Below are 11,620 nucleotides of genomic sequence, written 5' to 3' on the forward strand. Positions count from 1 at the left end.
GGTGGGTCAGTCGCTGGCCGGAAGCGGTTTGGCCTCTTTGAGGTTGAGCGGGGTGGTGCCGACGGACAGGGTGCCGGCGCCCGCCTTGGTGACCAGCACCTCGGCGCCGTTGTCGTCGACGTAGCGCTTACCCATCACGTTGCCGTCCGACAGGGCCGGGTCGATGGCGAGGTCGGACGGGTCGGCCCCGTTCGCGCTGTCCAGCGGCACCATCGGCGCACCGCCGGCGCGCAGATCGTCGAGACTCTCGGCGCTTCGCACCACGATCACCTGGGTGTCGCACACCTGGCTCTTCAGGCGGGTGCCGTTCTTGATCATGCGGGCTCCTTCTCGGGGTCTCTTGCTGCGGCAGCGTATTCCTCGATCAGTTCGCGGCGCAGCACCTTGCCGGTGGCGTTGGTGGGTAGTTCGGCGCGGAACACCACCCGGTCGGGGGTGCGGGAGCCGCGTAGGTGCTTGCGCACGTGCGCGCGCAGATCGTCGGCGTCGGGGTCCGCGCCGGGAGCCGGCACCACCACCGCGACGATGATCTGCCCCCACTGCGGATCCTCGGGGCCGACGACGGCGACGTCACGCACGTCGGGGTGCTCGACGAGCACGTCCTCGATCTCGGCGGGTGCGATGTTCTCCCCGCCGCGGATGATGGTGTCGTCGGAGCGGCCGCCGATGAACAGGTAGCCGTCCTCATCAAGGGAGGCAACGTCTTTGGTGGGGAACCAGCCGTCCGCGTCGAGCACCGAGCCGATGTCGGTGTAGCGACCCGAGACCTGATCGCCCCGCACGAACAGCTCGCCGGTCTCCCCGGGGCCGAGCACGGTGCCGTCGTCGGCGCGGATCTGTACCTCGATACCGGGCACGATCTGACCCACCGAGCCGAGTCGGCGCGCCACCGCCGCGTCGTCGGAGGCGAGTGCGGCGCGGTGGTCGTCGGGGCCGAGCACCGCGATCGTGGAGCTGGTCTCGGTGAGCCCGTAGGCGTTGACGAATCCGACGCCGGGCAGCAGTTCGAGGGCTCGGCGCACCAGCGGCAGGGCCACCTTGGAACCCCCGTAGGCCAGGTTGCGCAGCGTGGGCAGCGCCACCGGCTCCTCGGACAGCGCGGACACGATGCGGTCGAGCATGGTGGGCACGACCGTGGCGGTGGTGACGCCCTCGGTGCTGACCAGCCGGATCCACTCGCGCGCGTCGAAATGCCGCAGATACACCATCTTCCGGCCCGCGTACAGATTCGACATCGCGGCGCCGACGCCGGCGATGTGGTACGGCGGTACACAGATCAGCGCGGCGTCCTCCGGGTCGGCAGAGGCGAACTCGACGGTGCCGGTCACATAGCTGGTCAGGTTGTTGTGGGTCAGCTCAACGGCTTTGGGGCGTGAGGTGGTACCCGAGGTGAACAGCACGACGGCCACCGAGTCGGGGTCGGCGAACTCCGCGGTGGGTTCGGCCGTCCGCGCGGCGGCGAGGAACTCCTCGGAGTCCATCAGCTGCTTGCCCGCACCCGCGACGACCTCCCGGTACTCCGGGTCGGCGATCACCAGGGCATCGGGGAGCCGAGCGATGAGTTCGTGCAGGCCCTCGCGGCTGAGCCGGTAGTTGAGTGGGGTGAACGGGATCGCGGCCCTGGCCGAGGCGAACAACAGCAGCGGCAGCAGGACTCCGCCGGTGCCGACGTAGGCGACGTGCGCCGCGCCGGACTTCGCGATGACGCCGGCGCCCCCGTCGGCCAGTGCGGACAGCTCTTCGACGGACAACCGCAGGCCGTCGGAGACGACGGCGGTCCGCTCCGGGTCGGCCGAGACCGACATCTCGAGCAGCAGCGAGATACTCATGACTTGTCCAGTGCCTTGTCGACGAAGATGTCGAGGGTCGGGTTGTCTCCGCCACCGTAACGCGACAGGTCGCTCACCCCGGCCGATGCGAGCACGGCCGAGTCGATGAAGCACTGACCGGTGGTCTCGCGCGCGGGGCGGGACAGCACCTCGACCGCGGCGTCGGCCATGATCTGCGGATCACGCGACGTCTTCAGTGCGTCGGCGCCGATGTTGGCCACCGCCGAGGTGGCGATGTAGGTCTCCGGCCACAGGCAGTTGAACGCGATCCCAGCCTCGGCGTATTCGGCAGCCCAGCCGAGCGACAGCAGTGTCATCCCGTACTTCGACAGGGTGTACGCCGGGTGGGCGCCCAGCCAGTGCGGGTTCATGTTCAGCGGCGGTGCCAGCGTGAGCACGTGCGGGTTGGGCGATTCGCGCAGATGCGGCAGGCAGGCCTTCGTCAGCAGAAAGGTGCCGCGGACGTTGATGTCCATCATCAGATCGAACTTCTTGGCCGACAGCTGTTCGGTCGGTTCGGTGGCGATGGCGCTGGCGTTGTTGACGCAGATGTCGATGCCGCCGAAGTGCTCGACCGCGGTGTCGACGGCGCGCGCGACGTCTTCTTCCTTGCGGACGTCCCCGACTACGGCGACGGCCTTACCGCCGGCGGCCTCGACGTCGGCGACGGCGGTGTGCACGGTGCCGGGCAGTTTGGGGTGCGGTTCGGCGGTCTTGGCGAGCAAGACGACGTTGGCGCCCTGGCGGGCCGCGCCGATCGCGATCGCCAGACCGATGCCGCGGCTTCCACCGGACACCACCAGGGTGCGATCAGTCAACGTCCGTTGGCTGGGCACCCGTTGTTCGCTGGGCATGGGCCTCCTCGACTCACCTCGATGGTATTGCCATTCTCATTTTCTGCAAGTGACGTATCCAGCGATTGTGTCGCATGCGCCGGTGCAGGTGGGCGCTGGGGTGTCGACGGGTGTGGGGTCAACCGCCGGCGGGTGCCGAACAGGTGCCGCTGTCTCGCCCTTCCCGATTGCGGTATTGGCATTCTCATTTTTTGCAAGTACGTTATCCACTGATGAGCGACCTCGTGCAGACCTCCTCGGGCCTCCCGCTCGAGCCCGTCTACGGGCCGGGCGATCGGAGCGGCGAACCGCCCGCGCCCGGCACCTATCCCTTCACGCGCGGAAACTTCGCGTCGGGATACCGCGGCAAGTTGTGGACCTTCCGGCAGTATTCCGGTTTCGGCACGGCGGAGGAGTCGAACCGCCGTTACCGGTACCTGCTCGATCAGGGCGGTACCGGCCTGTCGGTGGCGCTGGACCTGCCCACCCAGTGCGGGTACGACTCCGACGATCCCGAGTTCGGCGAGGAGGTCGGCCGAGTCGGTGTCGCCGTCGACACCCTGGCCGACGCGGAGATCCTGTTCGACGGGATCCCGCTCGACAAGATCAGCACAAGCTTCACCATCAACGGCACCGCCGCGATCCTGCTGGCGTTCTACGTCGCCGCCGCGGAGAAGTCCGGCGTGCCGCGCGAGAAGCTCACCGGCACCATCCAGAACGACATCCTCAAGGAGTACGCCTCCCGCGGCACCTGGATCTGGCCGCCGGAGCCGTCGCTGCGGCTGATCGCCGACACCATCGAGTTCTGCGCCGCGGAGGTGCCGCGGTTCAACGCCATCTCGGTGGCGGGGGCGCACTTCCGCGACGCGGGCGCGAACGCCGTGCAGGAGATGGCGTTCACGCTGGCCGACGGCGTCACCTACTGCGACACGGTGGTCGAACGCGGCCGGATGTCGATCGACAAGTTCGCACCGCAGATCTCGTTCTTCTTCTACACCCACGGCGACTTCTTCGAGGAGATCGCCAAATACCGTGCCGGACGGCGGCGTTGGGCGACGATCGTGCGGGAGCGCTACGGGTCGACCAGCGACAAGGCGTCGATGTTCCGGTTCGGCTGTGTCTCCGGCGGCGCGTCGCTGTACGCCCCGCAGGCGCAGAACAACGTCGTGCGGATCGCCTACGAGGCGATGGCTTCGGTGCTCGGCGGCGTGCAGTCGATGTTCACCGCCGCATGGGACGAACCGTTCGCCCTGCCCAGCGAGGAGTCCGCCACCCTCGCCCTGCGCACCCAGCAGATCCTGGCCTACGAGACGGGCGTGACCCGGGTGGCCGATCCGCTCGGCGGCTCCTACTTCGTCGAGGCGCTGACCGATGCCACCGAGGCCAAGATCGTCGAGATCATGCACGACCTCGAGGCGCACGGCGGTATGGTCCGCGCGATCGAGGACGGCTACCTGCAGGGGCTGATCGCCGACGAGGCCTACAAGCTCCACCAGGAGGTCGAGTCCGGAGAGCGGCCCGTCGTCGGGGTGAACAAGTTCGTCACCGACGAACCACCACCGGACATCGACACCTACGAACTCGACGCCGAAGGCCGCGATCTGCAACTGAAGCGGCTGTCGAAGGTCAAGGCGGACCGTGACGCCGATGCGGTGGCGGCCACGTTGGCGGCACTGTCCCGGGCGGCCGAAGGTGATGACAACCTGATGCACAAACTGATCGACTGCGCGAAGGCGTACTGCACCGTCGGCGAGATGGTCTCGGCGCTCAAAGCGGTGTGGGGCGAATTCCAGCAGCCTGTCGTCTTTTAGAAGGGGGGTGTTCTGGATGCCGACTCGTGTTCTCGTCGCCAAACCCGGCCTGGACGGCCACGACCGAGGCGCCAAGATCGTCGCGCGCACCCTGCGCGACGCCGGCTTCGAGGTCATCTACACCGGTATCCGTCAACGCATCGAGGACATCGTGTCGATTGCGCTGCAGGAGGACGTCGCGGTGGTCGGGCTCTCGATCCTCTCCGGTGCCCACCTGGCCCTGACCCGGCGGACGGTCGACGCGCTGCGCGCGGCCGACGCCGGCGATATCGCCGTCGTGGTCGGCGGCACCATCCCGCAGGCCGACGTGCCGAAGCTGCTCGAAGCCGGTGCGGCCGCGGTCTTCCCGACCGGCACACCGTTGGAGACGCTGGTCACCGAGGTGCGCAAGCTGACCGGTGAGGTTGCCCAGTGACGGTTCTGGCGCCGAACGTGCGCCCACTGCGACTTTTCGGCCGATTTTTCGCATTGACCGCACGTTCGGCGGAGGAGTACCGATGAGACTCGGTGTGATGATCGGTGCCGAGCGCGGCGACATGGCGCGCAAGGTCACCAAACTGGTGTCCGACATCCAGTGGGCCGAATCGGCGGGGATGGACACCGCATGGATGCCGCAGGTGCCCAACGACTTCGACTGTCTGACGATGGTCGCGGTGATGGCCGCGCACACGTCGCGCATCGAACTCGGGACCGCCGTCGTGCCGCTGCAGGCACAGCACCCGATCGCGCTGGCGCGGCAGGCGCTGTCGGTACACGCCATGGCCGGTGGCCGCCTGGCGCTCGGTGTCGGTCCGTCGCACCACTGGATCGTGCGGGACATGCTCGGCCTGCCCTACGAGAAGCCCGCCGCCTACACGCGCGACTACCTCGAGGTGCTCAACGCGGCACTGGCCGGACCCGGCGACGTGGACGTCGAGAACGATTCCTTCACCGTGCACAATCCCACTGTGCTGCAGGCCGATACGCCGATGCCGGTCCTGGTGGCCGCACTCGGTCCGGTGATGCTGCAGCTGGCCGGTGAACTCACCGACGGCACGGTCCTGTGGATGGCCGACGAGAAGGCGATCGGTGACCACATCGCCCCGAAGATCACCAAGGCTGCGGCGGACGCGGGCCGGCCGGCGCCGCGCATCGTCGCGGGCATCCCGGTGTGCCTGTGCGCCAACTCCGAGATCGACGCCGCCAAAGAGCGGGCCAATCGCATCCTGGCCGAGGCCGAGACGTCACCCAACTATCAGCGGCTGCTCGACCGCGGCGACGCGCGCAACGTGGGTGATCTGTGCGCCGCGGGAGACGAAGACGCGATCCTGGCGCGGTTCAAGCAGTTCGCCGATGCCGGGGTCACGGATCTGTCCGTGCGGCTGCTGCCGATCGGTGACACCCGTGACGAGTTGATCGCCTCCAAGTACCGCACCCGTGAGGTGATCGCCGAGCTCGGCAAGCAGGTGCGATGAGCGCTTGCGCGAAGAGCCGAGGGTCCCGATGAGCGCTTGCGCGAAGAGCCGAGGCTCCCGATGAGCGCTTGCGCGAAGAGCCGAGGGTCCCGATGAGCGCTTGCGCGAAGAGCCGAGGGTCCCGGTGAACGGCCCGCTGGCCGGCATCCGGATCCTCGAGGTCGGTGTCATGCTGGCCGGCCCGTACGCGACGATGATGCTCGCGGACCTGGGTGCCGAGGTGACGAAGGTCGAGCCGCCCGGCGGTGAGATTTCGCGCCAGGTCAGCGACAGCTACTTCGCCAGCCTCAACCGCAACAAGCGCAGCGTCTGTCTGGATCTGCAGTCCGCCGACGGGCAACGACGTCTGGGCGAGTTGGTCTCGGAATCGCATGCGCTGCTGGTGAACATGAAACCGTCGGTGATCCGCCGCCTCGGTTTGACCTACGAGGCGCTGCGGAAGCACAACGACAAGATCGTGTGCGTGGCGATGACGGGGTTCGGGTTGGACGGCGGGGACGATCCGGCGTTCGACTACGTGATCCAGGCGGCCACCGGCGTCGCGGCGATGACCGGCGAGCCCGACGGCCCCCCGACGCTTCCGGGCTATTCGTCGGCCGACAACTCGACCGGGCTGACCGCCGCCCTCGGTCTGCTCGCGATGATCGTCTCCGGTCGCGGCGGACAGGTCGACGTCTCCCTGCGCGATGTGATGCTCTCGCAGCTGAACTACCGGGCGGCGGCATACCTGAACGACGGGGTGGCGCCGCGTCGCCATCCCAACGGCGCGCATTCGTTCTACGTTCCGGCGCAACTGTTCCCGACCGCCGACGGTTATCTGGCGCTGTTCATCACCCACGACGGGTTCTGGCGGCTGTTCGCGTCCGAGGCCGGGCTCGAGGGTTACCCCACCATGGCCGAACGGGCAGCGCAGCGTGAGGAGGTGCTCGCCGTCGTCACCGAGGCGCTCGCGAAGGACACCGCGAAGGGATGGGAGGCGCGCCTGCGCCCCCTCGGCATCCCGGCCGCGGCCGTTCGCGGGTTACCCGACGCGCTCGACGAGACACCGGAGGCACTCGTGACCGCCGGTGACTTCCGGTTGGTCGGCAGCCCCATCCGCATCGCCGGTTACCGACCCGATTACCGCCCGCCGCCACAACTTCCGGAGGCGGCCACCGGTCAGTCGTCGTAGGTGACCGACACTCTGGCGGTGTCCGGAACCGCCTGGCAGGTCAGCACGTATCCGTCCGCCACCTCGTCGTCGTCGAGCGCGTCGTTGACCCGCATGGTGGCGGTGCCCTCGGTGAGCTTGGCGATGCAGGTCCCGCAGTTGCCGGCCTCGCAGGAGAACGGCGGCGACATACCGGCCCTGCGTGCGCTCTCGAGCAGTGTTTCGCCGGGCACCTGGGCCACCGACAGCGTCTTGCGGTCGAGCACGATGGTGACCTCGGTGCCGGCCCCGCCGTCGGGCACCGCGGGCATCGGATCGGCCGTCATGTGACTCCTTCGAGCATGGTGGTTCTGATATATGGAGAACTCTATTCTCCCGAAATGATAGGCTGTTCTCAAGTGCAATGTACGGCGTCCAGGAGGGGTCCGGCGGCGGTGAGCGATGGCCGACACGTGACGGATGCTGCCGCCCTCGCCTTCGGGGAGCGCGAGTACTCCCTGAACGAACTCGACGCGCTCGCCAGCGGTATGGCGACCAGCCTGGAGCAGCGTGGCGTCCGGGCGGGCGACCGGGTGGCGATGATGTCGTCGAACCGGCCGGAATTCGTTGCCGCACTGCGCGGAATCTGGAACCTGGGCGCCGCCGCCGTACTCATCAGCCCCGCGTGGAAACACGCCGAGGTCGCCCACGCGCTGGAGCTGACCCGGCCCAGTCACGCCGTCGGTGACCATCCGGTCCTCGCCGAGCACATGCCGATGCTGCACCTCGACGAACCCGTCACACCGGGGCGCCGCGAATTCGACGCCGTCGATCCCGGCGCCGACGCGCTGTTCGTGTTCAGTTCCGGAACGACTGGGATGCCCAAGGCCGTCCGGCACACGCACGGCGCGTTCGCGGCCGCGGTGCGGCACTGGCGCGACGCACTGGAATTGTCGTCGGCCGACCGGATGCAGATCATGACGCCGCCGTCGCACATCCTCGGCCTTCTCAACATCGTCATGGCGCTCGAGACGGGCACCTGGCTCCGCCTGCACCCCCGCTTCGACATCGACACGATGCTGCACCACGTCGAATCCGACCGGATCACCATCGAGATGGCCGTCGCGCCGATCGCGCTGGCACTGGCCGCGCACCCGAAGCTGGAGAGCTACGACCTGTCGTCGCTGCGCTACATCATGTGGTGCGCCACGCCGGTCACCAAGAGTGTCGCCGACGACGTCACCCGGCGCACCGGAGTCGAGTGGGTGGCCGCCTACGGCACCACCGAGTTGCCCGTCATCGCAGCCAATCCCGTCACCGGTGCGCGACTGGACACCGTCGGCAAGCCGGTGCCCGGTGTGCGGGTGCGGATCGTGTCGCTCGACGACGGCACGCCACTGGGTCCGGGCGAGGTGGGGGAGATCCAGGTGCGGTCGGATTCGGTCATGGCCGGCTACCTGCCGCGGGAAGCGACGTCGGCGGCGTTCGCCGACGGCTGGTACCGCACCGGCGACGTCGGACGCCTCGACGCCGAGGGCTGGCTGCGGATCACCGACCGCTCCAAGGAGATGATCAAGGTCAGGGGTTTCCAAGTGGCGCCGGCCGAGGTCGAGGCGGTGCTGCACGGACACCCCGCCGTGGAGGACTGTGCGGTCTTCGGCGAACCCCACCCCACCGACGGCGAAGCCGTGGTCGCCGCCGTGACCACCAACAGCGACGTCCCCGCCGACGAGTTGACCGAACTCGTCGCCGGAACGCTGGCGTCTTACAAGCGACCGAGCCGGGTGGTCTTCGTCCCGGCGATTCCGCGCTTGCCTTCCGGGAAGGTCCTGCGCCGAGTGTTGAAGGAGCAGCATGGATGTACGTCTGACAGCTGAACAGCAGCAATTGCGCGACGCCGCAGCCAAACTCGCCGACGATCTCGGGCCGGGCTCGGTCGCCGATCTCGCGGACTCCGCGCGGCTCGCCCGTCTGGAGAAGACGGTCGAATCGACGGGGTGGCGGGCGCTGCGTTCCGACGGCGCGTCGGGCGTCGAAGTCGCCGTCGTGGCGGAGGAATTCGGGCGCGGCCTGGTCGATGTGCCGTTCCTCGGCCCCGCCCTGTCCGACGACCTCGGCCGGCTACTGGGCCGCGCACCGTCGACGCCTGCCGGCGCACCCGGAGATGTCGACCTGACGGGGAGTGCGGCCGGAGTGTCCGAAGCGCCCGCCGAACTCTCCGAGCTCTCCCCGGAAGACGCGCAGCGCTGGCATGCCCTCGCGCTGGCCACCACGTCGGCCGACATCCTCGGCGCGGCCAGGGGCGCCCACGCGCTGGCCGTCGATTATGCGAAAGTCCGTGAACAGTACGGTAAGTCGATCGGGTCCTACCAGGCGATCGCGCATCTGCTCGCCGAGGGCCTCGCGCTGATCGAGGGGTCGGTGTCGATCCAGCGCCACGCCGCATGGGCGGTGGACGAACTTCCCGGCGCCGAGGCGGTGCGCGCCGGCCGGTACGCCAAGCTCTACTGCGCCCGTGCCGCACGCACCGTGTGCGAGACCGCGATCCAGGTGCACGGCGGCATCGGGAACACCTGGGAATGCCTTGCGCACGTGTACTTGCGGCGCGTTCTGACTTCGACCGAATTGTGGCCGGTACGTCTGGAGGACATCGATCTTGGATTTTCGTGATTCACCCGAAGAGGCAGCCTTCCGGGACAGGTTGAGGAACTGGCTGACCGACAACGCCAAGGCCTTCGCGGCCTCCGGTGACGACTACTGGGCGCGGCAGGGGGAGTGGCATCAGGCGCTGTACTCCGCCGGGTTCTTCGGCACCTCGTGGCCGCGCGAGTTCGGCGGGCAGGACCTCCCGCCGGTCTACGACGTCATCGTCGACGAGGAGCTCGCACGCGCCGGCGCCCCGCCGCGGCCCAGCCTGGGTTACCTCGTCGTCGGCCTGGGACACCACGGCAGCAAGGAACTGCAGCAGCGGTTCCTGCCGGGGATGATCAACGGCACCGAGCGTTGGTGCCAGGGCTTCAGCGAACCGGGCGCGGGCTCGGACCTGGCGTCCTTGACCACCACCGCCACGCGCGACGGTGACAACTACCTCATCCACGGCCACAAGATCTGGACGAGCTACTCCGACATCGCCGACTGGTGTCTGGTGCTCGCCCGCACGGACAAGGAAGTGCCGCGGCACAAGGGCATCTCGGCGTTCATCGTCGACATGCACCAGCCGGGGATCGAACAGCGACCGCTGAAGATGATCAACGGCGTGACAACCGAATTCGGACAGGTGGCATTCGACGGCGCCGTGGTGCCCGCCGACCAGATGATCGGCGCGCCGGGGGAGGGTTGGGCGCTGGCGATGACGGTCGTCAGCCACGAACGCGAACCGTCGACGCTGGGCTATTCGGCCAGGTACGGAAAGCTGGTGCGGCAGATGGCCGCCCGGGTCGACGGCCGGCCGCCGGAGGATCTGGTGTGGGCGGCGGTCGAGGCCGAGATGCTGCGGCTGCACGTCCGCCGCCGGCTGTCCGAGCAGCTCGACGGCATCACCCACGGCCCGCAGGGCTCGCTGGACAAGCTGCTGATGACGTGGACCGAACAGTCGGTGGGCCACGCCGCGCTCTCGGTCAGCGGAACCAAGGATCCGGACCTGTTGAGCGCCTACCTCTACAGTCGCGCGCAAAGCGTGATGGGTGGGACGTCGCAGATCCAGAAGAACATCATCGCGTCACGAATCCTGGGACTGGGAGTGCGATGAGCGCCCGCGCGAAGAGCAGAGGAGCCTGACATGTACGACATGCCTGACGAAATCCAAGTGACCGCGGACGGTCCGCTGCGGATCATCACGCTCAACCGGCCCGATGCGCTCAACGCGGTCAACGACTCGTTGCACTGTGGCCTGGCGCAACTGTGGCCGCGCCTCAACGAGGATCTCGACGCGCGGGCGGCGGTGATCACCGGTGCGGGACGGGCGTTTTCGGCCGGCGGTGACTTCGCCTACCTCGACGAGCTGGGTAAGGACGGGAGGCTGCGGGCCAAGACCATCCTGCACGGTCGCGAGATCGTGCTCGGCATGACCCGCACCCGGATTCCGGTGGTGGCCGCGGTGAACGGGCCCGCCGTCGGATTGGGTTGCAGCCTGGTCGCCTTGAGCGACATCGTCTACATGGCGCCGACGGCGTACTTCGCCGATCCGCACGTGCAGGTGGGCCTGGTGGCCGCCGACGGCGGTCCGCTGACGTGGCCGCTGCACATCAGCCTGCTGCTGGCCAAGGAGTTCGCCATGACGGGAACCCGCATCCCGGCGCAGCGCGCCGCCGAGTTGGGCCTGGCCAACCACATCGTCGAGGATCCGCTCGCCGAGGCCATCGCCTGCGCGGAGAAGATGATGCAGATGCCGCGCCAGGCGCTCGAGTCGACGAAGCGGCTGCTCAACATCCACCTCGAGCGGGCCGTGCTGGCAAGCCTCGACTACGCCAACACCGCAGAAGAGCAGTCGTTCCAGACGGAGGACTTCCGCACGATCGTCGGAAAGCTCAACGCCAAGAACAACTGACGCGCCGCGGATTTCGCA

12 protein-coding genes are annotated in these 11,620 nt (G+C 68.3%); 8 read left to right on the forward strand and 4 right to left on the reverse strand.

Annotated features, from left to right (window positions below):
- Window positions 1–6 precede the first annotated feature (6 nt).
- Genes G6N49_RS03915 through G6N49_RS03925 form a run of 3 tightly spaced genes read right to left on the reverse strand, consistent with a single transcriptional unit; the run spans window position 7 to window position 2,683 of the window.
- Window positions 7–318: a hypothetical protein gene (locus tag G6N49_RS03915; protein ID WP_011561209.1), complete on the reverse strand. Its 312-nt coding sequence runs from the start codon at window positions 316–318 to the stop codon at window positions 7–9.
- Window positions 315–1,829, reverse strand: a complete 1,515-nt coding sequence (locus tag G6N49_RS03920; protein ID WP_011856308.1) for a class I adenylate-forming enzyme family protein — start codon at window positions 1,827–1,829, stop codon at window positions 315–317. The genes G6N49_RS03915 and G6N49_RS03920 overlap by 4 nt, the downstream gene beginning before the upstream one ends.
- Entirely contained in the window at window positions 1,826–2,683 is an 858-nt protein-coding gene (locus G6N49_RS03925) for an SDR family oxidoreductase (protein WP_011561207.1), read from the reverse strand. The genes G6N49_RS03920 and G6N49_RS03925 overlap by 4 nt, the downstream gene beginning before the upstream one ends.
- 212 nt (window positions 2,684–2,895) lie before the next feature.
- Here G6N49_RS03925 and G6N49_RS03930 point away from each other — a divergent pair, with 212 nt between their 5' ends.
- From G6N49_RS03930 to G6N49_RS03945, 4 genes are all read left to right on the forward strand, one after another.
- Window positions 2,896–4,473: a methylmalonyl-CoA mutase family protein gene (locus tag G6N49_RS03930; RefSeq protein WP_041925105.1), complete on the forward strand. Its 1,578-nt coding sequence runs from the start codon at window positions 2,896–2,898 to the stop codon at window positions 4,471–4,473.
- Between the two features lie 16 nt (window positions 4,474–4,489).
- Window positions 4,490–4,888, forward strand: a complete 399-nt coding sequence (locus G6N49_RS03935; protein WP_011561205.1) for a cobalamin B12-binding domain-containing protein — start codon at window positions 4,490–4,492, stop codon at window positions 4,886–4,888.
- 82 nt (window positions 4,889–4,970) lie between these two features.
- Entirely contained in the window at window positions 4,971–5,927 is a 957-nt protein-coding gene (locus G6N49_RS03940) for an LLM class F420-dependent oxidoreductase (protein WP_011561204.1), read from the forward strand.
- Between the two features lie 124 nt (window positions 5,928–6,051).
- Window positions 6,052–7,098, forward strand: coding sequence for a CaiB/BaiF CoA transferase family protein (locus G6N49_RS03945; RefSeq protein ID WP_011856306.1), 1,047 nt, complete (start codon window positions 6,052–6,054; stop codon window positions 7,096–7,098).
- On the opposite strand, the gene G6N49_RS03950 is transcribed toward G6N49_RS03945, so the two are convergent.
- Complete coding sequence (locus G6N49_RS03950; RefSeq protein ID WP_011561202.1) at window positions 7,086–7,403, reverse strand: 2Fe-2S iron-sulfur cluster-binding protein; 318 nt, start codon at window positions 7,401–7,403, stop codon at window positions 7,086–7,088. The genes G6N49_RS03945 and G6N49_RS03950 overlap by 13 nt on opposite strands.
- 108 nt (window positions 7,404–7,511) lie before the next feature.
- Between G6N49_RS03950 and G6N49_RS03955 the strand changes: the two genes are divergently transcribed.
- Genes G6N49_RS03955 through G6N49_RS03970 form a run of 4 tightly spaced genes read left to right on the forward strand, consistent with a single transcriptional unit; the run spans window position 7,512 to window position 11,602 of the window.
- The gene (locus G6N49_RS03955) at window positions 7,512–8,933 is read left to right on the forward strand and encodes a class I adenylate-forming enzyme family protein (protein ID WP_011856305.1); all 1,422 of its coding nucleotides are present in this window, start codon (window positions 7,512–7,514) and stop codon (window positions 8,931–8,933) included.
- On the forward strand, window positions 8,911–9,726 hold the full coding sequence (locus tag G6N49_RS03960; protein ID WP_011561200.1) for an acyl-CoA dehydrogenase family protein: 816 nt from the start codon (window positions 8,911–8,913) through the stop codon (window positions 9,724–9,726). Before G6N49_RS03955 ends, G6N49_RS03960 begins: the two co-directional genes overlap by 23 nt.
- Entirely contained in the window at window positions 9,713–10,804 is a 1,092-nt protein-coding gene (locus G6N49_RS03965; RefSeq protein WP_041925103.1) for an acyl-CoA dehydrogenase family protein, read from the forward strand. Before G6N49_RS03960 ends, G6N49_RS03965 begins: the two co-directional genes overlap by 14 nt.
- A 30-nt stretch (window positions 10,805–10,834) precedes the next feature.
- Window positions 10,835–11,602, forward strand: coding sequence for an enoyl-CoA hydratase/isomerase family protein (locus G6N49_RS03970; RefSeq protein WP_011856304.1), 768 nt, complete (start codon window positions 10,835–10,837; stop codon window positions 11,600–11,602).
- Window positions 11,603–11,620 lie beyond the last annotated feature (18 nt).

The organism is Mycolicibacterium monacense (assembly GCF_010731575.1).
GTDB classification, from domain to species: Bacteria; Actinomycetota; Actinomycetes; order Mycobacteriales; family Mycobacteriaceae; genus Mycobacterium; species Mycobacterium monacense.